This window comes from Butyrivibrio sp. FCS006, assembly GCF_000424525.1.
GTDB lineage: Bacteria > Bacillota > Clostridia > Lachnospirales > Lachnospiraceae > Butyrivibrio.
Genome location: NZ_AUKB01000008.1, coordinates 17,536 through 40,889 on the forward strand (window position 1 = coordinate 17,536; position 23,354 = coordinate 40,889).

Genomic DNA, 23,354 nt, shown 5'->3' on the forward strand with positions numbered 1-23,354 from the left:
AAGATGTTTTGTACAAAGTGCGGGACACCGGTAGAACCCGGGCAGAAGTTCTGCAACAAGTGTGGAACTCCGGTTAATGCAGCAGATGTTAACGTTAAGGGTTTTGATCCACAGGGTCAGATGCAGATGCAGCCTCAGGTTCAGCCCAAGAAAAAGACCTGGCTGATCGTCCTCATAATTCTGGCGGTTGTAATGGCTCTTTCCGTTGTCGGAGGCATAATGGCTTACAGAGCTTATCATGCGGTCAGAAATTTTATGATCGATAATGACCTGGCAGATGTTCCTTATATCGATAGTCCTGATGATTATGATACCCTGGATTTATATGAAGATCTCTCAGATGGTAATCTGGAAGATATAGAAGATCTGTATGAAGACTACCTGGATGACATTACAGGTGATGACGGACTTGAATTTGATGATACTACAAAAGAGACTATAGAATACATTTTCGGTGATCTTGATAAAAGCGCTGTACCTTATGGCTATGCTGATGTATATGTTGGTGAAGACGTGGCTTGTATAGTCCCAAATGGTACAGTTACCGATGATACGGTGATCTGGAACGGTAAGACACTGGGCAGCTTTTGTGATTATATCGACAGCGATGTGTTTGGCGGGAACCGCCCGATGAACAGGGATCTGCTTTACAAGCTTATCTCGATTCATGCGATAGATCCGCTTCTGATTCCCGATGATGCTACATTTGAGACCGTGATGAAGTACTGCCTTATCGTTGCAGCTGAGTTCAGAGACTCAGGTGCTGTTATGAATGAAGGCGGCTTTTCAACAGATGATTCCAACACATACTACTATGAGATGGAAGTAAACGGTCAGACCCAGGTATGGATGATCGACTATGATACTCATGAGGTCAGGCTGAACGATGGTAAGACAGAGTATACATCAGCCGGAGAATACGGTATGTTTACCGAGCAGAGCCTGGCAATCTGGATGTATGCACTTTCAGACTATTTTGGACTTGAATAACTTATAAAGAAAGAAGGAAGAATTTTGGAGAAAGTACTTGAACTGATTTCAAAGGAAGTAGGAGATGCATTTGAGGCAGCAGGCTATGAGAGGGAGCTTGGAAAGGTAACCATATCCAACAGACCCGACCTGTGCGAGTATCAGTGCAACGGCGCCATGGCTGGTGCCAAGAAATACGGAAAGGCACCTTTTATCATTGCTGATGATGTTGCTGCAAGACTTCAGGGCAATGCAATGTTTGAAAAGGTTGACTCTGTTAAACCCGGATTTTTAAATATCACTGTCAGCGGTGATTTTGTAAGAGAGTATGTTGTAAGAATGCTTCATGAGAAGCACATGGGTGTAACAATGCCCGGACATGCGCCTACCATCATCCTTGACTACGGCGGAGCAAACGTAGCTAAGCCTCTTCACGTAGGACACCTTCGTCCCGCCATCATCGGTGAGGCAGTAAAGAGAATACTTAAGTACGCCGGAAACAACGTTATCGGCGATATCCATATGGGAGACTGGGGCCTTCAGATGGGTCTTATCATCACAGAGCTTAAGGCTCGTCACCCTGAGCTTCCATACTTTGATCCTGAGCATACAGGTCCTTTCCCAAAAGAGCCTCCTTTTACCATTCAGGAACTGGCTGATATCTACCCTGTTGCAAGTGGCAAGACCAAGGTTTCCGATGATGCATCAGAGGAAGAGAAGAAGGCAGCAGCTGAGTATAAGGCTGAGGCCCTTGAGGCAACAAAGCGCATGCAGGATGGAGATAAGGCTTACAGAGCTATCTGGCACCATATCATGAACGTATCCATTCCTGATCTTAAGAAGAACTATGACAGCCTCAATGTCCACTTTGATCTCTGGAAGGGAGAGTCAGACGTACATGACCTTATCCCCGGTATGGTTGACTACATGAAGCAGCACGACTATGCTCACGAGAGCCAGGGCGCGCTGGTAGTTGATGTCGCTGAAGAGTCCGATACAAAAGAGATGCCTCCTTGCATGATCCTTAAGTCAGACGGAGCAGCTCTTTATGCTACAACAGACCTTGCAACAATTCAGGAGCGTATGAAAGAGTATCGCCCTGATGCTATTTACTACTTTACAGACAAAAGACAGTCACTTCACTTTGAGCAGGTATTCCGTGCAGCTAAAAAGACTAAGCTGGCGCTGCCTGAGACTGACCTTAGATTCGTTGGTAACGGAACCATGAACGGTCCTGACGGTAAGCCATTTAAGACAAGAGAGGGCGGCGTTATGCACCTCGAGAGTCTGGTTCAGGAGATCAACGAGAAGATGTATAACAGGATCAAGGAGAGCAACCCTGACATTGATGAAACAGAAGCAAGAAGCACTGCTAAGAAGGTAGCTCTTTCAGCCCTTAAGTATGGCGATCTTTCAAACCAGCCATCCAAGGACTACATCTTTGATATTGATAAGTTCACTTCCTTCGAGGGAGATACAGGCCCATACATCCTTTACACCATCGTCCGCATCAAGTCCATCCTCAAGAAATACGAGGCCGAGGGCGGAAGCGTCAAGGATGCAAAGCTTGACAACCCTGAGAATCCTGCAATGAAGGATCTCATGCTTGGACTTACAAGATTTGCGGATGCTGTAGAGAGTGCAGCAAGAGACCTTGCTCCTAACAGGATCTGCGCATACATTTATGAACTTAGTAACAGCTTCAACAGTTTTTATCACGGAACCAAGATCCTTTCCGAGCCTGATCAGAACAAGAAGGAGAGCTATATTGCACTTCTTTCAATAACACTGAAAGTGCTCGAGACAGGAATTGATTTACTGGGATTCGATGCTCCCGAAAGAATGTAATATGAACGATAAACACATTTTCAGCAACAGGAAACTTCTCCTGTTGCTGATTCCAATTATAGCTGAACAATTCCTGAACTCCCTAATGGGTATGGCCGACTCCATGATGGTAAGTAACGTCGGAGCAGCAGCGCTTTCGGGAGTTTCCCTGGTTGACTCTATCAACAACCTGGTAGTCCAGGCATTTGCAGCCATGGCCACCGGCGGAGTTATCATCTGTTCCACTTATATAGGTCAGAGGGATATTAAAAGAGCTAACGACGCAGCTGCACAGGTTCTTCTTGTGTCGGCTTTTCTGTCCGCCTTTATCATGCTTATCTGCCTTATCTTCAGAGGAAGCCTTCTTTCTTTGATATTCGGCACCATAGACGCCGATGTTATGAAGGCAGCAAGTACGTATTTTCTTCTGAGCATCCTTTCATATCCGGGAATAGCCATGTCTGCTGCCGGAGCAGCAGTTTTCAGAGCACAGTCAAATACCAGACTTCCAATGAACGTGGCCATAATTTCAAATATCCTAAATGTGGCGGGAAATGCACTGTTTATATTTGTATTTCACATGGGAGTTTTTGGCGCAGCACTGGCTACGCTCATCTCAAGACTCTTTTCCGCAGCAGTACTGCTGGTGCTTCTTGGAAGAAAGAATCAGGAGATCAGAGTAATCAGCTATCACAAGATAAAGCCTGATTTTGACAAGATCAAGAGGATCCTTTCCATGGGTATTCCCAACGGAATCGAGAACTCCATGTTTCAGTTTGGTAAGCTGGCAATTCAGTCATCGGTCTCACTCCTTGGTACAACAGCCATTGCAGCTCAGGCCATGGCGAACATTTTCGAGAATGTAAATGGTGTCGCAGGTTGTGGTGTTGGAATCGGTCTTATGACCGTGATAGGTCAGTGCCTTGGCGCCGGAAGAAAGGACGAGGCTATCTACTACACCAAGAAGATGATAGGCTGGGGATATGTTGCGATCACGGTCAGCTGCCTTTTTACCTATGCGATAGCAAGACCTGTAACAACCCTTGCAGGAATGGAAAAAGAGAGCGCGGCTCTTTGTCTCTACATGCTGGGATGGATAACTATAGTTAAACCGATCCTGTGGTCACCGTCATTTATCACAGCGTATAGCCTTAGGGCAGCAGGTGATGTGAAGTTTTCAATGCTCATATCAACCCTGACCATGTGGCTTTGCAGGGTTACTCTTGCAACCTACCTCATAAGAGTGGTGCACATGGGACCTATGGGAGTTTGGATTGGTATGTTCAGTGACTGGGGTATTAGAGGTATAATATTTACAGTAAGATTTCTTAGAGGCAAGTGGATACACAAGGTAGTGTGAGAGAAGGCATTCAGGGGATAAAACTATGGCAGGTATTAAGGAGATAGCAGAAAGAGCCGGTGTTTCCATAACCACGGTATCAAACGTTCTAAATAAAAAGAAGAACGTCGGGGCAAAGACCCGTGAAAAGGTTCTGGCTATCGCTCAGGAGCTGGGCTACAACCACAAAGAGCAGAGTGGTATCGACGGTAAGAGACGCACCATCATCGTAAGCTTTAGCGACTTTGACACACTCTTTTACCTGGATATACTGCACGGGATAAGCGATTACGTCAGCAGACAGGGATATCACATTCTTATCTGCAACGGCGATGATCTGGCTCACTACTCGGATCCTGATGAGGTTTGTGGCTGCATTATCTTAAGCTCGCAGATACTTGATTCGCAGGTTATTGCAGTGGCTGACAAGGGAATGCCTGTTATAACTTTGGACCGTGAGCTCAAGCACCCGATGATAAAACCTATGATCGTAAGTAACTACGAGGGTGAGAGGCAGCTCATGCAAAAGCTTGTGGAAGCAGGCTTTAAGTCTTTTGCATATCTCTCGGGGCAGGATACTGCCGACAATAAGGAGAGGTATACGGCTCTTAGGGACGTGCTCAGGGAAAACGATATCTCTTTTCACAGAAACGACTTCTATGAGGGGGACTGGAGAGAAAAGAGCGGAACTCAGGCAGCAAGGCTTATCATGCTAAGGGACAGAATGCCTGAGGTTTTGGTGTGTGCCAACGACATGATGGCCATCGGTGCTATAAGGCACTTTCAGGAGAACGGAATAAGAGTGCCTGAGGATATATCGGTGTGCGGATTTGATGACATCATTATCTCAAGATATTTAGGGCTTACTACGGTGAGTGTGCCGGATTACGAGAGAGGATTTTTGGCCGGACAGGCTCTTTTAAATATTCTGGACGGAACCGGAGATTTTGATACTTACAGGATCGGTGCCAGGGTAAAATGGAGAAGAACAGCAGCCAAAAGTCATAAGTAAAACTGATATTTTACTAAATTTTAGTAAAATCCGCAGTTGTTTTAGTAAAATTAATTATTGTTTAGTAAATTAGGAGGCCTTTCATGTGTGAAAATGACATGTGGAAGGTCTTTTTTTGTGTCAAACAACCAAAAAAAACAAGCGATATTGCGCATTTTTCGGTAAATAGCTTAGCATATAGGTATCAAGAGCGAACTCAATATGGTTCATATAAAAAGGAGGATAACATGAAAAAGAAAGCACTGACACTGCTACTGGCAGCAACAACCACACTCACATTTGCACTGACAGGTTGTGGAACAACAGGTACAACAGAAGCACCTGCAGCTACAACCGATCAGACAGCAACTGAAGCTCCTGCAGCTACAGCAGAGACTGAGGCTCCTGCTGGAACAGACAGCGCAGAAGGAACAACAATCAAGCTGGTTAACAACAAGGCAGAGATCCAGGAAGGTCTTGCAATCCTTGCAGATACTTACAAGGAGCAGACAGGTGTTACAGTTTCCATCGATACAATCGGTGGCGGACAGGATACACAGGCTATTCTTAAGAACTACTACCAGGCCGGCGATATGCCTGACATCTTCGTATTCGAGGGTGACACACACTATGAGACATGGAAGGATCTTCTTGCTGATCTTTCAGACGAGGCTTGGACAAGCGATACAGAGGCTGAGTACGTTGGACCTGACGGACACGTTTACGGCTTCCCTACAACAACAGAGGCTATCGGCCTTTCATACAATAAGTCAATTCTTGACAAGGCAGGCATCGATCCAGCTTCAATCACAGGTCCTGAGAGCATGAGAGCAGCTTTCGAGAAGATCGATTCAATGAAGGATGAGCTCGGACTTACAGCAGTTATCGGTTACTACACAGAGTCAGCTAACCTCTGGTGGACAGCAGGACAGCACCTCTTCGGAACATACCTTGATTCCGGTCTTGCAAGAAATGATACAACTTATCTTGACCTTATCAACGACGGCGGCAAGCTTGATCCTGAGCGTATCAAGGCTTTCGCAGAGATGGTAGAGCTCTTTAACGAGTACACAGATCCTCAGGGAATTTCAGGATCATACGATGATCAGGTTCTTGGATTTGCAAGCGGCAAGTACGCTTTCGTATCACAGGGATCATGGATCGGCGCATCAATGACAACAACTTATGCTGATCAGTACGCAGCAGCAGGAAACTTCGAAGTAGGCATGATTCCTTATGCATTCATTGAGGGCCAGGATACAATTCAGACCAATTCACCTAACTGGTGGGGACTTTACAAGGACGGCAACGTAGATGCAGCTAAGGCATTCATTCAGTGGTGCTCACAGAACGACGGCGGACAGCAGATCCTTGCTGAGAAGTGCGGATGCGTATCACCTTTCGTATCATCACAGTATGCACCTGCAGATCCTTATGCTAAGACAATCGCTGATTACACAGCAGCAGGCAAGACATCTGCATGGCACTGGCAGGGATGGAAGGCAGGTCTTGCACAGAACGTTTCTTCCGTAATCTTCCAGGATTTTGCTAAGGGATCAATCAAGGATACAGATCAGTTTGTAGATACACTTCAGAAAGCAGTAGAGGCATATTATGCACAACAGTAATCGTGTCATTATACGAGACGAGAACTACGACAACAAAACACTTAGATTAAACGAAACATTGTTTTCAAATGCCAATGGGTACATTGGAGTTAGGGGCACACTTGAAGAAGGTGTGCCCGCTGACTTTTCGACCATGCGAGGAATGTATCTTGCAGGAGTTTATGAGATCATTCCCATGAAGCAGGCTGAGAGCCTCTGCAATCTTATTGAGAAGAAGCAAACCATGCTCAACGTTGCAGACACACAGTCAATCGATCTGTATATCTGCGGAGAGCGCTTCGATATGGGAACGGGGGAGCTCATCTCTAACAAGAGAATCCTTAACATGGACGAAGGATATACTTCCAGGGAGGTTCTTTGGAAGAGCCCGCTTGGAAACACGGTAAAGATTGTTACAAAGAGGATGACACATCTTGCTATTCCTCAGCTCTTTACCATTGAGTACAGCGTTAAATCCATGGACTTTGACGGCGAGATAGTTTTTGATTCCTGGCACATTGGGGATGTTAAGAACTACTCGGATCCGACAGATCCGAGACTTGCTGCAGAAAGTCCCTCATATCTTACGGTCAATTGTGCGCAGGCCATTGACAACTCCACACTTTGTGTGAGCAGTACCGGTGTCAGTGACATCAGTATTGCATCTGCCACTTCCAACATCCTGATAGGAGAGGACGATTTTATCGATGTGTATGACAATACCGATGATAGGCGGGTATGCACCTATGTTAAGGCGCATATTTCAGAGGGACAGGAAATACGCCTCGTAAAGTTCTCGACTTTTTCCGATTCACTGAAGAGTGAAGATCCGGGAAAAGACGCTTTAGCGGTCCTTCAGGATGCTCTGGATGAAGTTAAGACTGATGGGAGCGGTCTTTCGCACTTATACAATAGACAGACAGAAATCCTTAAGGAATTCTGGGATCAGTCAGGAATGGAGATCATAGGTGATAACGACCTTGATCTTGCCATGAGCTTTAACATGTATCAGCTGTTCTGCTCAGCTCCGAGAATGCCCGGCTACAGCATGGCTGCCAAGGGTCTTACAGGAGAAGGTTATGAAGGCCATTATTTCTGGGATACAGAGATGTATGCGCTTCCTTTCTTTACACTGACTGATGAAACACTTGCAAAAAATATACTTCATTTTAGATACAGGACACTTCAGAAAGCCAGAGAAAATGCTGCGCTTCTCGGACATAAAAAGGGCGCTTTATATCCATGGCGCACCATAACAGGTGAAGAGTGCTCGGGATATTTCCCCAGTGGAACAGCAGCTTATCATATCAACGGCGCCGTATCCTACGCCATTGTTCAGTACTTCCTTGCAACAGGAGATGAGAAATTCATCCTGAAGGAAGGCGCTGAGATCATGATAGAGATAGCTCGTCTTTGGCTTGATACAGGAAACTACGACAGAAAAGGGCGCTTTGTGATAAATGAAGTGACCGGACCTGACGAGTATACCTGCATGGTGGACAACAACTTCTACACCAACTGTGCAGCTGCCCACGGCATGAAATGGATGGTCAAGTTCCTTGAGATGTTTGCAAACACTCCCGAGATAATATCTCTTAAGCAGAGGCTCTGCCTTACTGATATAGAGATCAGGGAGATTACAAGGGCTGCAGAGAACATCTATCTTCCTTACGATGAGGAGCTTGGAATAAACCCTCAGGATGATTCTTTCCTTCAGAAACCTGTATGGGATATTGCAAATACTCCTAAGGAAGAGTTCCCTCTCCTTCTTCATTACCATCCGCTGCACCTTTACAGATACCAGGTCTGCAAGCAGGCAGATACGGTTCTGGCACATTTTCTTTTCCCTGATAGCGCAGATGCCATCACTCAGGAAAAGAGCTTTAGGTACTACGAGAAGATAACGACTCACGATTCATCCCTCTCAACATGTGTGTTCTCAATGCAGGCTTCGCGCCTTGGACTGCACGACGAGGCTGTTTCTTACCTTGGAGATTCTGCCAAGCTTGACCTTTTAAACCTTCACGGAAACAGCTCTGACGGCGTACATACAGCAAATATGGGCGGCTCCTACATGGCATTTATCTATGGCTTTGGAGGAGTAAGGATAGGTGAAGACGGACTCTCCATCAACCCGTTCCTTCCAAAGGGACTTAAGGGTTATTCCTTTAAGTTTAAGTACAGAGGAAACCTTATTAAGGTCACAGTTGATGATAAAGAGGTTTTAGTTGAGCTTCTTAGTGGTAAGGAAGTGGAATTTGTCCATGGGAAAGAAACATATAAGCTTACCGGAGGCGAAAAATGCAATATAAAGCAGTAATATTTGATCTTGACGGAGTGCTGGTCTTTACTGATAAATATCACTATCTGGCCTGGAAAAAGCTTGCGGATAAGCTGGGAATAGAGTTTACCGAAAAGGACAACGATAGGCTGCGCGGAGTAAGCCGTGAGGAGAGTCTTAACATCATCCTCGAGAAGTACCGGGGAGAGCCTATTTCTCCGGAACAGAAAAAAGAGTATCTGGAGGAAAAGAACGATATTTACAGGCAGAGCCTTGGCGAAATGACAAGGGACGATGTGGCAAAAGAAGTGAGAGAAACACTTAAGAAGCTTCGTGATGCAGGCTACAAGCTTGCTATTGGCTCATCCAGCAAAAATACCGCATATATCCTTGAGAGGACTGAGCTTACAGATGCCTTTGATGCGGTATCTGACGGAACAATGATAATAAGGTCCAAACCCGACCCTGAGGTATTCTTAAAGGCAGCAGAGCTTTTATCGGAAAGCCCATCTGATTGCCTTGTGGTAGAGGATGCTGATGCAGGAGTTACAGCAGCTCATGCAGCCGGAATGGACGTTGCTGCGATAGGAACGGCAACAGCCAGCGGAAGGGCTGATTACAATCTGGACAAATTTGAGGAATTATATGACATCTGTGAAGGCTGAACAAGGAAATATGTAATTTGAAAGGGAACTGTCTATCAGTTCCCTTTTTGTGATAAGATTTTTAGGCAGGAGGGTTTATACATGATTAGAAAGTATAGGATAGGAAATCCGATTCCCACAGATTCGGTGGTAAAAGAAATTGTGCTATCAGAGGGGACTATTCCTTATTTTGACAGAAATGATGAGAAGAAGGAACTGACTCTTTTACTAAAGAAAAATGACAGAGTGTACGGCCTTGGAGAGACTGTAAGGGGTATGAATAAGAGGGGCTGGCTTTATACCAGCAATAACTCCGACGACCCCAATCACACAGAGAACAAGAACTCTCTCTATGCTTCTCATAACTTCTTCGTTGTCTTTTCCAAGGAAGATCAGTTTGGTGTTTACGTTGATACACCCGGGAAGGTCAGCTTTGATATAGGTTATACCAAGCTTGATAAGCTGCGCGTAATATTTGAGGACTTCGATGCGGATATCTATATCGTTGAGGGCGAGAGTGTCCTTGACATTGTATCGCAGTTCAGAGGTATTATAGGACGCAGCTATATACCTCCGAAGTGGGCCTTTGGCTTTGGTCAGAGCAGATGGAGTTATATGACTGCGGACGAAATCAGAGAAGTTGCTGATAAATATCAGGAAGCCGGAATTCCTCTCGATATGATCTATATGGACATCGATTACATGGAGAGGTACAAGGACTTTACGGTGGACGAGAGCTCTTTTCCCGAGTTCCCTAAGTTCGTAGAGGAGATGAAGGAAAGGGGCATTCATCTTGTGCCTATCATTGATGCCGGCGTCAAGGTCGAAGAGGGGTATGACGTATATGACGAAGGCGTAGAGAAGGGATACTTTGTTAAAAAAGAAAACGGCGAAAACCTTCTGGCTGCTGTATGGCCGGGGCTGGTGCACTTCCCCGATTTTTTAAACGATGATGCAAGAGCATGGTTTGGAAACAAGTACAAGGTTTTAATTGACCAGGGAATCGACGGCTTTTGGAACGATATGAATGAGCCGGCTATATTCTATACTCAGGATCATTTGGATGAGATTTTTGAGCAGATAGATGAGTACAAGGGTAAGAACCTTGATGTTAAGGCTTTCTTTGAATTCAGGGACCTGGTTGGTACGATTTCCAATTATCCCGAGGACTACAGGCGCTTTTATCATGAATATAAGGGGCAGAAGATAAGGCACGACAAGGTTCACAATATCTTTGGCTACAACATGACAAGGGCTGCCGGAGAGGCTTTTGAGAGGATATCTCCCGATAAGAGGATCCTTATGTTCTCAAGGTCATCATATATCGGAGCCCATCGCTATGGCGGAATCTGGCACGGTGACAATCACTCCTGGTGGTCACATCTGCTTCTTAACATCCAGCAGATGCCTGCAGTCAACATGTGCGGATTCCTATATACCGGCGCGGATATAGGCGGATTCGGAAGTGACACTACGGAAGATCTGGTGCTGAGATGGACTGCCTTTGGTATATTCACACCGCTGTTTAGAAATCACTGCGCGCTGGGAATGAGGCATCAGGAGCTGTATAGATTTGAAAATGTAGATACCTTCAGAAATATCATTAATCTCAGATATGCACTTATTCCTTATCTGTACTCTGAGTTTATGAAGGCTGCTCTTGGCAATAAGATGCTCTTTAAGCCTCTTTGCTTTGAGTACGATGATGAAAGAAGTGCTCAGGTTGAGGATCAGCTTCTTGTTGGTGAGAGCATCATGATCGCACCTGTATATACACAGAATGCGACAGGAAGATACGTATATCTTCCGGAGAACATGAAACTTATCAGATTCAGAGCCTTTGATGACTATGACGAGGAGGCTCTGGGAGCCGGAGATCACTATGTTAAGGCAGATCTTAACGAGATATTGGTGTTCATAAGAAAGGGCCACGTTCTTCCACTTGCTGAGCCATCCAAGGGCATGGAGTGTAATCTGAATAATGCAGAATTGAAGTATATATGTTATGATTCAGATGCTGCTTCATACGAGCTCTATACAGATGATGGAGTAAGCAGGATATAAAGGAGAAGTTTTTATATGCAAAACAAATTACCAAAAAGAGATGAGGTATCCCTGGACCTTACATGGCGTCTTGAGGATATCTATGACGATGAAGCTAAATGGGAAGAGGAATGCAAGCGCGCAGTTGAAGTTGCTGATAAGATGGCTGCTTATGAGGGCAAGCTTTCTGAGAGCGGAGAGAAGCTTCTTGAAGTGCTTAAGCTCTATGAAGAGCTCAGTCTTTTACTGGACAGAGTTTATGGCTATGCTCACATGAGAGAGGACCAGGATACCGGCAATTCCAAGTATCAGGCTCTTAAGCAGCGCGGAATGTCTGCAATTGTGGGTACATCAGAAAAGACAGCTTTTATCGACCCTGAGATACTTACACTCTCAGATGAGAAGCTGAATGAGTTCTACAGTGCTGTGCCGGAGCTTGACCGCTACAAGAGGATGATTGGGGAGATCAGAAGACTTAAGGATCACATGCTTGATGCTGAGAAAGAGCAGCTTCTTGCAAGTGTTTCAGAGGTTCTGGGAGCATCCCAGAAGAGCTTTGGAATGCTGAACAATGCTGATCTTAAATTCCCTTCGGTTAAGGATTCCAAGGGGGAAGAGGTTCAGCTCTCAAACGGAAGATTTGTTCCCACACAGATGTCCAAGGACAGAGAGCTCAGAAAGGCAAGCTTTGAGGCTTTCTATGGAAGATATGAGGAGTTTAAGAACACCTGGGCTTCCATGTACGACGGAGAGGTTAAGGGACGTATTTTTAACGCTAAGGCCAGAAAATATAACTCTGCATTCGAGGCAGCAGTTGACGGAAACAATGTCTCCCCTGCAGTTTGCGACAATCTCTTTTCCTCAATTCACGACAACATGGACAAGATGCATAGATACGTATCACTTCGTAAAAAGCTCCTTGGAGTTGATGAGCTTCACATGTATGACGTATATGTGGACATGATCCCTGAGTTTGAGATGAAGGTATCCTACGAAGAGGCTAAGGAGATTTCTCTTAAAGCTCTTGCACCTCTTGGTGAAGACTATCTTGCTGTTGTGAAGGAAGCTTACGAGAACAGATGGATCGACGTTGTAGAGAGTGAAGGAAAGCGAGGAGGTGCGTACTCAGGCGGCGTTTATGATGTACACCCTTACATGCTTCTTAATTACAATGACACTCTTAATGATGTGTTCACTCTTGTTCATGAGATGGGACATTCAATGCATACCTGGTACACCAACAGGACTCAGACTATTGTTGATTCTGATTACAAGATCTTTGTTGCAGAGGTTGCATCAACCACCAACGAAGTTCTTCTGTATCACTACATGAAGGATAATGCCAAGAGCAAAGAGGAAAAAGCATTTATCATCAACCACTTCCTTGAGAGTTTTAAGAGCACCATGTTCCGTCAGACCATGTTCGAGGAGTTCGAGAGAAAGACCTGCGAGATGGCTGAAGAGGGAACTCCGCTTACAGCTGAGACTCTCTATGATGTTTACTATAACCTCAACAAAGAGTATTTCGGAAAAGACATGATCTCTGACCCTCTCATTGGCTGGGAGTGGAGCAGGATTCCGCACTTCTACTACAACTTCTATGTATATCAGTATGCTACAAGCTTTGCAGCAGCTGTTGCTATTGCTGACAAGATACTAAAAGAGGGCGATAGCGCAGTCAAGAAGTATAAGGAGTTCCTCTCAAGCGGATGCACACAGGATCCTGTAAGCCTTCTTAAGATCGCAGGCGTTGATCTTACAACAAGAGAGCCTATCGATTCCGCACTTACTGTATTTGGCGAGGCTATTGCGGAGATGGAAGAGATTTCAAAATAATATTAAAAGCTCTGAAACGCTTGGTTTCAGAGCTTTTTTATGTCAGAAATCGCATGTGACCTGGGCTTTACCGTTGCTCTTTGAACTGTACAAAAGTTCATCGGCCCTTGTTAGTGTCTGCATTACGCTTTCAAGAGGGTAGTGTTTGGTAACGCCGATACTTACTGTGACTTCTCTTTCATGGAGAACTTCATTTTTGACTTTGTTTAAGATGTTGTCAGCAATGTCTTTTGCCAGATCATCGGATTGACCATATATGAATATCATGAATTCTTCACCGCCCCAACGCCCAAATACAGCGCCGGGAATCGTGTTGAGATAATCGCCCACAATAGTTGAAATACTGATTAAGATCTTATCTCCGATGGCGTGACCAAAGGTATCGTTTATCTGCTTAAAGTCATCTACATCAAACATGATAAGATGCCCTGACAGCTTAAATTCTTCGCATTGATCGCATTTTTCGTAGATAGCCCGCTCAATGGCTCCGCGATTTAAGATACCTGTCAGCGCATCATGAGATGCCTTATATAGCATTTCATTGAGCTGGTCATTCTTTTGCATCAGCTCTTCTGTGATTGTGTTTATAAATATGGCTAGTCTTGCAGTGACAGGAATATTTATCTTGTCTTCAATATCCGTGGGACTTAAAGAGACATGATGGCCATGTTCTCCTTCACGCATTGCGATTGTTACAATGGAGAGATTGTTTAAGACGGAATTTCCCTTATGCCGCATGATTTCCCCGAGGGCACTGAACCCGGTTGTCTGCTGATAATCTGATATCTCCTGAATTTCGATATTTTCCCTGCCACTCCAAAAGAGCATGCGCCCAAAACAATTGAATATGTTTACTACCTCGGGCTCAAAATCAAATATCTCTGAAATGGTCTGTTTTGTATGCTTCATGATCCTTCTGGGATCACCGTATGTTAGTCGTATCTTACTTCCTTGAGGAATGTTAGAAGACATGACAATTGAACCATCAGAATTCACAGATTTGGCATGCCTTATGTAATATGTGTTCTCGTCAGCTTTAACTTCCCATGGAAAGTCCAAGGCATCATAAAAGAAGTTATTGTCTTTTTTGATGTGAAGATAATGATGATAGACATCGTAAGCCGGTTTGTTATCCAGTTCATGGACAACAGTCCCTTCTGACTTTGTGACTTCAAGAGGATATCCTATCGGACTCCAGCCAAACATTCTGTTTGTCAGAAGATGAAGGTTTTTGCCAGCGTAGAAAACAAGAGCTGTTCTTCCATATCCAAGTTCCTGATCGTCTGCAAACACAAAAGATGGATTCGTATCATCTCCAACAGCTACTGCTCCAAATATTTCAATATTTTCGGGAATGGTATCAATGACAGAACTGGTATCCAATAAGGGTTGATATGGAGCAGCAGTAAGGACTTCTATTCCTTTAAGATCAGGAAAACTTATTACAAATTCCAAAAGCTTTTGAGGGTCCATGCTTCCTTGCTTATCATAAGACGTGCGAACAATGACAGTGGTGGTGTCATCTTCAAAGATCATGGCGGAGACAGTAATGGCATCATTTTGTACCTTGCCGTTAAGGATCATGCCTGTTGCGCTGCATCCTACAACCTGTGCATCAGGGAACTCTTCTTTTAAAACCTTGCGAACGAATTTAAGATTCTCAAGCTCTTGTGGCTTGTTGAAGGGAACATAGACATGAAAAAGGACAGACCGGGAATTGCTTCCAAACTCGACAGCCCATTCATGTATTGTTTGACTGAAATATTCATTATAGCCGGTTTCTAAAAGTTTCAACTGCTATCCCTCGCGTACTATATTGTGATTATATTATAGCGCAATAATGGATTTTTAAAAAGATGTCTCCCGGGGACTGTTAAATGCCGGGGGAGGTGAAACACTTTGAAATACAGGTTTTATAAATTTATTAGGGTTCAGTTACAATTCATTCACATTTTGTTTAAGGAGAGGATAAATTTATTAAGTAACATATTTATATCGAAACAGAAAACTAGTAAGTAAAACTTCTTTTTCATAACGAGCTGTCGGCGGAAGCCGGCAGCTCATCCTCCCAAAAGTTACCGGCCAAAAGGCCGTTTTTTTATTTCAGATATGGAAAATACTAATTCTGTTATTTCTTTTGCCCTGAACTTCATAATATTTGCCGTGACCACTGTGCTGATAATCTTATACTTTAGAAAAGACGGCAAATGGTGTCCGCAGCGGGCCAGAAATGCCTTTAAGTATTTTACGGTACAGAGTAATGCACTGTGCGCGCTGGCAGCTCTTTTAATGCTGCTGTTTCCTAACGCGGAGTGGACATATTATTTGAAGATCATTGGGACTGCCGGAGTGACTGTAACGATGCTGACTGTTCTGTTGTTCCTCGGACCGACGTATGGGTATCAGCATATGTTTAAGGGATCAGATCTTTTCATGCATCTGCTGACTCCGCTTATGGCGATTGTTTCGTTGTTCTTTTTTGAAAGGCGAGGTATAGACTTTACGGTTGCATTTATTGGGATGCTCCCGGTTGCACTGTATGCTCCGCTGTACTACTATAAGATATTCCGCGCTCCGGAAGGAAAGCGCTGGGATGATTTTTATGGCTTTAACAGAAATGGCAAGTGGGCTGTTTCATATTTGCTTATGCACCTTGGCGCAGCTGTTATCTGTATTGGGCTGTACCTGCTTCTGAATATTTCGGTATAAAAAAGCACCTCCACCGGGATCCTGCCTCAGTGAAGGTGCTTTATCTTTTAGGAAGATTGTTTCTCATGTATCATCCTCCTTTCTTTAGTTATTATTAATATCGGCTTAGGGCTTTCGAACTTTATAGTTTTGGCTAAAAAAAGAAGAAAAACAAACCTATGTTTGCTATAATGTATTCGTAAGTATCGAATGTATGTTTGCGTTGAATTGGAGAGTTTATGTTAGGACTTTTAGAAGAGCTAAATGAAGCGCAGAAAGAGGCTGTAACCAGTACTGAAGGCTATATCAGGGTTGTGGCCGGAGCCGGAAGCGGTAAGACAAGGGCGCTTTCATATCGATTTGCATATCTTGTCAATGCGCTGGGAATTATGCCGGGGCATATTCTTTGCGTTACATTCACCAACAAATCTGCGAATGAGATGAGGCAGAGAATACATCTTTTAACCGGAGATAATGATACCGGCTATATCAATACGTTCCATGGCTTTTGCGTCTCTGTGCTGCAGGAGGATTCGCATGCACTCCAGTACCCTAAGAGCTTTCTGGTTCTGGATAATTCTGATATAGATGATATCCTGAAGATCATTTATGAAGAAAGAGGGCTTTCACTTAGGGATAAGACTTTTAGTGCAGCAAGAGATATGTTTGAAATACGTAAGTGCAAGGACGAACCGGAGTATTATCTGGATATGCTGAACATGTCAGTCGATGCGCTCAAGGAGAAGTATGACATGGCATCTTCTGTAGATGATATCTTGTTCTATGGCTATTTGTATCAGGAGAAGAAATGCTTCGGCCTTGATTATAATGATCTGATCAAATTTACGCTGTACATGTTTAGCGAGCATGAAGATATAAAGCTCAAGTGGCAGAAACGCCTGGAATATGTAATGATTGACGAGTTTCAGGATATAGATGGACTTCAGTATGAACTCATGGATGTTCTTACGGCTTACCATAAGAATCTTTTCATTGTAGGAGATCCGGATCAGACCATTTATACCTGGAGAGGCGCCAGTGTGGGATACCTTCTGAACTTTGATAAGAACTATCCTGATGTAAAGACAATCTACATGAATGACAATTACAGATCAACTCCGCAGATCATAGCTGCATGTAACAGCCTTATCGATAAGAATACGCAGAGGCTGAAAAAAGATCTGGTTTCCGTAGGCGAGCCCGGTGAGAGTGTTCTATGCCATCTTGCTCCAGGCACAGCAGATGAAGCAGACTGGATAACAGGACAGATGCTTGTTCTTAAGGGAATGGGCGTGCCATACAAGGACATGGCAGTTCTTTACAGAGCCCACTATGTAACCAGAACAATAGAGACAGGCCTTATAGAAGAGAAGATTCCCTATACCATCTATTCGGGAGTGCAGTTCTACGGACGCATGGAAATAAAGGATGCGCTTTGCTATCTTCGAATGATCCTGTACAGAGATGATGTCTCTTTTAGAAGAATATGCAACGTCCCCAAGCGAAATCTAGGCAAAAGACGTATGGCATTTTTGGAGCAGTATGCAAGGGATAACAGCTGCTCTTTGTACATGGCACTTAGTGAGAATCTTGAAAATGAGACACTTCGCGGAACCAGGGCAAAAGAGTTTATTGATGTCATAGAAAAATACGCCGGTGATTACGAGGGGATTCCCGTATCGGAGCTTTTGACCAAAGTCCTTGAGGATACCGGATATGAGCAGATGCTTCGCACGGAGGGAGCTCAGGACAGGCTTGATAATCTGGCGGAGCTCAAGCAGTCTGTATTTGAGTATGAGACTACCTGTGGAGAAGAAGTGGGCCTGGAAGACTATCTGAGACATATTGCGCTCTTTACCAATGCCGATTCAGACACAGAGGGCAGTGACAAGGTAAGGCTCATGACTGTACATGCAGCCAAGGGTCTTGAGTTTCCCTATGTCTTTCTATGTGGAATGAACGAAGGAATCTTCCCCTCCAGGAAAATCCATACTCTGGAAGGCATGGAGGAAGAAAGAAGGCTTGCGTTTGTTGCAATGACCAGAGCGAAAAAAAGGCTGTTCATTTCAGAGGCAGGAGGTCAGACTTTTGAAGGAATACCAAGGTATCCTTCCAGATTTATTCTTGATATCGACAGGGATTGTCTTGAATATACTGAGGAACCATCGGATAAGATGATAACCATGGTCAGGAAATATATTGAGAACGAAAGCAGGCATCTAAAGGGAGCACAAAAGCTTAACCTGCTTGAGAAGGGCCAGAGAGTTGAGCATGCAATTCTCGGAGCAGGGACCATTCTCGATATCAACCTTGATGAAGAAAGCTATCTGGTTCAATTTGATGGAATGGCTACCCCAAGACAGATTGCAATGAAGGTCAGACTTAAGGTTTTGTGAAGTATAACGATTCATGATTGAAAGAGTGAACGGGAAACTGATTTTTGAAAATTAGTTTATAAAAGCTTAATGCTTTTTTTACACATATGGTACATCTCCGGGACTATAATCAATATGTTGTGCAAATCGCATATGAGGAGGAGATGTTATGAAAAAGAAGTTTTTAAGTATTGTTATGGTGTCCTTTATGGCACTTCAGATTGTAGCATGTGGAGAAGCTGATGTTGCAAGCGCAGAGGTACCGGAAGCTGAGAATGTTGCTGAAACCGAAGTGGCTCAGGAGACTGAGAAACCTGCTGAGGCCGATACAGCTGAAATTGTAGAGACACAGATTCCACAGTCTGCTGATCAAGCCCAGGCATCTGATTTTGAAGGACAGTATTATGCCGGAGATGGAAACCTTAGTATCCTTAAGCAGGAAGATGGTGGTTACCTTATCGAGGTATGGTGGGGAATCAATGCAGCGCAGCACGGTGAATGGGTTATGCACGGCAAATATGACGGCACTGATACCATCACTTACAGCGATTGCGTTAAGCATGAGTACACACTAAATGAAAACGGTGAAGTTGATACAGATGAGACGATTTATTCAGATGGAACCGGAAGCATTAAGATTGTTGATGCAAGCACCATAATGTGGACTGACGATATGGAGCATATCGCAGATGATGTTCCAATGACCAGATGATAAATTGAAAAGGAAAGCAGCAATGCTTTCCTTTTTTGTTGCGCCTAATACATAAGCTCATGTGTATGTCACAAAATGTAAGAATAAATATCTGATATAATAAGTATGTACAATATATGAGAGGCGAAGAGATGAGCGGTAAAAAGAAAGGGACAATAAGTAACCTGTTTGAGAAGATGATGGAGGGCCTTGGTAAAAGGGAGCTGATCATCAGCTTATTGATCATGCTCGCAGCTATCCTTGCAATCATTGTGCTTTTTGTATTAAAAACAGGTTCCCTGGACAATGCTTTACATGAAGTCAGCTGGGAGAAAACAACTGCTGAAGGTGAAACTCAAGATGCAGCCGGGGAAAATATGCCTGTAGTCGAGACAGCAACCGAAGGGACTAAAGCCGAATCAACTCCGGATACAACTGTACTTGCAAAAAAAGACGGCGCAAAGGAAGGATACCTTAACAGATGTGTATTCCTCGGCGATTCCAGAACGGTTGCGATGGTTAACTATGGCTTTTTCAACGATGATGCTGCTTTGGCGCAGATTGGTATTTCGCATCCGGCATTTGCATCCAATAAATTCATTAACAATGCCGGTAAGGAATATACATTAAAATCCTATCTGGGGTCTCATCAGGCTCCGGTTATCTATATTCTTCTGGGTGTTAACGGGATTAATGATCCAAGTGAGACGCATTATAAGAATACATTTCTGACTCTTATAGACAGTGTGGCTGAGATGGCGCCTAATTCCAATCTTGTACTTGTGGCGATAGGTCCTGTAGATGATAACGGAATTTATAAAAACAGTGTTCAAAACGCATGGATAGATAAATACAATGATTTCCTACTGGAAACAGCAAAGGAAAAACACATTTTCTATCTCGACATCACCGAAATCCTAAAAGGATCTGACGGACAGGTTAAGTCTGAGTATAACGGCGGTGACGGACTTCATTATTCGGGAAAAGGGTGCGAAGCGATATTCAGGTACATAGTAGAGCATCCAGTACCTCAAATATCTGATGAGGGTGAATATGTAGTTAAGTATATCAAGCCCGATCCAAACAGGATCAAGGTTACGATGGATAATGAGTCAGGAATTGACGAAAGTAAGCTACAGGATCTTATGGACATGATGATTGGAAATCCGGAAAATCAGAATGTCTCAGATACCGACACTCAAAACAGTGAGAAGACGGAAGAAGAACTGCTTCAAGAAGAGGAAGAAAAAAAGAAAGCAGAAGAGGAAGAGAGAAAGAGAGCCGAAGAAGAGGAAGCGAAAAAGAAAGCAGAAGAGGAAGAAAAGAAGAAAGCCGAGGAAGAGGAAGCAAAAAAGAAGGCTGAAGAAGAGGAAGCAAAAAAGAAGGCCGAAGAAGAGGAAGCGAAAAAGAAGGCCGAAGAAGAGGAAGAGCGAAAGAAGGCCGAAGAAGAGGAAGAAAGAAAGAAGGCTGAAGAGGAAGCAAAAAAGAAAGCTGAAGAAGAGGCCGAAAAAGAGAAAGAGGGATCTGAAAAGGATGAAAGTGGTCAGAGCAGCACAGAAGGGACCGAAGGAAATTCATCCGATCAGTCCGATGGAGAAAACGTGAATCAGTCGGAAGGAGATTGATCACTTTGAAAATGAGCCCTTGACTCCGTCCCCAGGGCTCATTTTGAGCAACAAAAAAGGAAAGCAACAAATGCTTTCCTTTTTTAGTAGCGAGAGGGGGACTTGAACCATTGTCGCATCTCTAAAACTTGCATAAATACAAGGCCTGCGGCTTCGTCATCTGATGACAATCATCAAATTATCATCAACATTTGTTTTATGACAGTTTTTTCAATGTGTTATCAAACATTTCTACGCATATATCAGCCATGCGCTGTTCGCTTTCCTGCATCCCTTCTCTGAACCAGCTGATAAGTATCTGGAAAAAAGCTGCTTCTGTAGCAAGCTTGATGTATTTGATTTCTGTATCTGTTGTAGGATACAGAAGTTCTGATATGGACCTGCCGGAAAAGAGCTCACGTTTCAATATACCTGCCTGATCAAACAGGGCAATGGTTTCTTTATCCTCGCGGATGGTACGGAAAACATCTTCAAACCACTGATGAGGATTCTCATGCAGTTCTGGTTTTTCACAAATTTCTGTTATGCTTTTTATCAGTCTGTTACCGAGTTCATGCAAAATATCTTCCTTGTCAGTATAGTTGCGGTAGAAGGCAGTACGTGAAACTCCAGCACGACGCACGATCTCACTGACAGTGATCTTTTCATACGGGTGTTCGCCCATTAGGTGCATAAGCGCAAGCTGAAGGCATTCTCTGGTCAGCTGGTTAGACTCTTTGTTATTCATTCGCAGAACTTCTTTTTTCTGCATTTCTGTCAAAGGCTCTTTAGTGGCTTTCATATTTCTTTTCCCCTGTTGTTACAAAATAAGTGATTATGTCACGTCGCGCCAATTGACACTTCTACTGTCATGTCCGAGAGTAGAGCCGTTGAATTGCATCTCCTGCGGCGTTACACTTGTAACATCAAAACGATTGTAACACTTAAAGGGGAGGAATAACAAGTATGGAATTAGTGGAAAACTTATCTCACAAAGCGCAGAGACAGGCATTTAGCCTATTGATCGATAGATTTCTTGCAAATCTCGACAAAGCTGAGAACAGAACAGAAACGTATTTAAAACTCGTAGATCAGGCAGAGAAATTCTGGGGGAAAGACGGAGCAAGAAAGGACAAGCTTGATCAGGTAAGAGCAGCTTTCAAGGACCCTGACAATAGATGGGTCAAGTTTATAAATAAAGTAGTTGATGAGACAGATCCTCACGTTGCCAAGATGACAATGCTCAACCTTGGTTATGAGGCCTTTTTCAGAGGTACCAAGATGATCAGGGCAAACAGGGAAAAGTACGGATGCAATATCCCATGGCTTATTCTCTTTGATCCTACAAGTGCCTGCAACATGCATTGCCAGGGCTGTTGGTCCGGTACTTATGGCCCTAAGCACAACCTGTCTTTTGAAGACATGGATAAGATCGTTACCCAGGGAAAAGAGCTTGGTGTTTACCTATACATGATGACAGGCGGGGAGCCTCTTGTAAGAAAAAAGGATGTACTGCGTCTTGCTGAAAAGCACAATGATGTTGAGTTCTCAATTTTTGACAACTCCACTTTAATTGATGAGGACTTCTGTAAGGAAGTTGTAAGACTTGGAAATATCACGTTCCAGCTTTCTATCGAGGGTACTCCTGAAACAAATGATGCGAGACGTGGAATTGGTCATTATGACGCTGTAATGAAAGCCATGGACCTGTTTAAGAAATACGGAATTGTCTATGGAACTTCCATCTGCTATACAAGAAATAATATCGAGGCAGTAACTGACCCTAAGTTCATCGAGTTCATAGCTGAAAAAGGCGCAAGATTCGGATTCTTTTTCCACTATATGCCAGTAGGAAATAACGCGGTACCAGAGCTTATGCCTACTGTAGAGCAGAGAAGAAAGATGGTAGATCAAATCAGATACCTTAGAAGTGACAAGTGCGATATAGGGTTCTTCCCTATGGATTTCCAGAATGATGGAGAGGCAGTTGGTGGCTGTATCGCTGGCGGAAGAAACTACTTCCACATCAATTCAAGTGGAGATGCAGAGCCCTGCGTATTTATCCACTTCTCCAACACTAATATTCATACTCATTCAATACTTGAGATGCTTCAGAGCCCTCTTTTCATGGAATATCACAAGGGACAGCCTTTCAATAAGAACCATTTAAGACCATGCCCAATGCTTGAAAATCCTGAGCTTCTTCGTGAGATGGTGGCAAGATCCGGAGCCCATGGTACCAATGAAGAATCAGAGGAAAGCGTTGAACACCTCTGCGCAAAGTGTGATAATTATTCAAAAGAGTGGGGACCTGTAGCAGATGATATCTGGGCTCGCCAGAAGCACTATAGAAAAGCATACGAAAACTATGCAAAAGAAAATATAGAAAGCGCCGAGAAGTTGGAATTTCCTGAGACTTTGGAAATCAAGAAAGAAGAGAACAGAGGCGCTTGATTATG

16 protein-coding genes are annotated in these 23,354 nt (G+C 43.9%); 14 read left to right on the plus strand and 2 right to left on the minus strand.

Translation table 11 applies throughout. The features are described from left to right. Positions 1-3: 3 nt before the first annotated feature. The 9 genes from G633_RS0100095 to pepF all read left to right on the plus strand — a co-directional run bounded on the left by G633_RS0100095 (position 4) and on the right by pepF (position 13,537). Complete coding sequence (locus tag G633_RS0100095; protein ID WP_026518723.1) at positions 4-990, plus strand: zinc ribbon domain-containing protein; 987 nt, start codon at positions 4-6, stop codon at positions 988-990. A gap of 24 nt (positions 991-1,014) precedes the next feature. After that, positions 1,015-2,817: an arginine--tRNA ligase gene (argS, locus tag G633_RS0100100; RefSeq protein WP_026518724.1), complete on the plus strand. Its 1,803-nt coding sequence runs from the start codon at positions 1,015-1,017 to the stop codon at positions 2,815-2,817. Between the two features lies 1 nt (position 2,818). Then, entirely contained in the window at positions 2,819-4,156 is a 1,338-nt protein-coding gene (locus G633_RS0100105; RefSeq protein WP_026518725.1) for an MATE family efflux transporter, read from the plus strand. A 25-nt stretch (positions 4,157-4,181) separates the two neighbouring features. Beyond that, a complete protein-coding gene (locus G633_RS0100110; protein ID WP_026518726.1) occupies positions 4,182-5,147 on the plus strand; it encodes a LacI family DNA-binding transcriptional regulator in 966 nt (321 codons plus the stop codon). A gap of 227 nt (positions 5,148-5,374) precedes the next feature. After that, positions 5,375-6,754 carry an ABC transporter substrate-binding protein gene (locus G633_RS0100115; RefSeq protein WP_026518727.1) on the plus strand — a complete coding sequence of 460 codons (1,380 nt, stop codon included), beginning with the start codon at positions 5,375-5,377 and terminating at the stop codon, positions 6,752-6,754. Next, entirely contained in the window at positions 6,741-9,053 is a 2,313-nt protein-coding gene (locus tag G633_RS16845; protein ID WP_035770334.1) for a glycoside hydrolase family 65 protein, read from the plus strand. Before G633_RS0100115 ends, G633_RS16845 begins: the two co-directional genes overlap by 14 nt. Then, a complete protein-coding gene (gene pgmB / locus G633_RS0100125; RefSeq protein ID WP_026519036.1) occupies positions 9,035-9,679 on the plus strand; it encodes a beta-phosphoglucomutase in 645 nt (214 codons plus the stop codon). The genes G633_RS16845 and pgmB overlap by 19 nt, the downstream gene beginning before the upstream one ends. Positions 9,680-9,760: 81 nt before the next feature. Further along, positions 9,761-11,722: a glycoside hydrolase family 31 protein gene (locus G633_RS0100130; protein WP_026518728.1), complete on the plus strand. Its 1,962-nt coding sequence runs from the start codon at positions 9,761-9,763 to the stop codon at positions 11,720-11,722. A gap of 15 nt (positions 11,723-11,737) precedes the next feature. Continuing rightward, positions 11,738-13,537: an oligoendopeptidase F gene (pepF, locus tag G633_RS0100135; RefSeq protein ID WP_026518729.1), complete on the plus strand. Its 1,800-nt coding sequence runs from the start codon at positions 11,738-11,740 to the stop codon at positions 13,535-13,537. A gap of 42 nt (positions 13,538-13,579) precedes the next feature. On the opposite strand, the gene G633_RS0100140 is transcribed toward pepF, so the two are convergent. Then, positions 13,580-15,331, minus strand: coding sequence for a sensor domain-containing diguanylate cyclase (locus G633_RS0100140; protein ID WP_026518730.1), 1,752 nt, complete (start codon positions 15,329-15,331; stop codon positions 13,580-13,582). A 315-nt stretch (positions 15,332-15,646) separates the two neighbouring features. Here G633_RS0100140 and G633_RS18935 point away from each other — a divergent pair, with 315 nt between their 5' ends. From G633_RS18935 to G633_RS18940, 4 genes are all read left to right on the plus strand, one after another. Next, entirely contained in the window at positions 15,647-16,246 is a 600-nt protein-coding gene (locus G633_RS18935; RefSeq protein WP_026518731.1) for a hypothetical protein, read from the plus strand. Positions 16,247-16,464: 218 nt separating this feature from the next. Beyond that, the gene (locus G633_RS0100150; RefSeq protein ID WP_026518732.1) at positions 16,465-18,621 is read left to right on the plus strand and encodes an ATP-dependent helicase; all 2,157 of its coding nucleotides are present in this window, start codon (positions 16,465-16,467) and stop codon (positions 18,619-18,621) included. A 148-nt stretch (positions 18,622-18,769) separates the two neighbouring features. Further along, on the plus strand, positions 18,770-19,312 hold the full coding sequence (locus tag G633_RS0100155; RefSeq protein WP_022767408.1) for a hypothetical protein: 543 nt from the start codon (positions 18,770-18,772) through the stop codon (positions 19,310-19,312). A gap of 131 nt (positions 19,313-19,443) precedes the next feature. Beyond that, positions 19,444-20,916, plus strand: coding sequence for a GDSL-type esterase/lipase family protein (locus G633_RS18940; RefSeq protein ID WP_026518733.1), 1,473 nt, complete (start codon positions 19,444-19,446; stop codon positions 20,914-20,916). 196 nt (positions 20,917-21,112) lie between these two features. Here the strand turns inward: G633_RS18940 and G633_RS0100165 are convergent, their stop codons facing one another. Then, complete coding sequence (locus G633_RS0100165) at positions 21,113-21,697, minus strand: TetR/AcrR family transcriptional regulator (protein WP_022767406.1); 585 nt, start codon at positions 21,695-21,697, stop codon at positions 21,113-21,115. 164 nt (positions 21,698-21,861) lie between these two features. Between G633_RS0100165 and G633_RS16860 the strand changes: the two genes are divergently transcribed. Beyond that, positions 21,862-23,349, plus strand: a complete 1,488-nt coding sequence (locus tag G633_RS16860; protein WP_022767405.1) for a radical SAM protein — start codon at positions 21,862-21,864, stop codon at positions 23,347-23,349. Positions 23,350-23,354 lie beyond the last annotated feature (5 nt).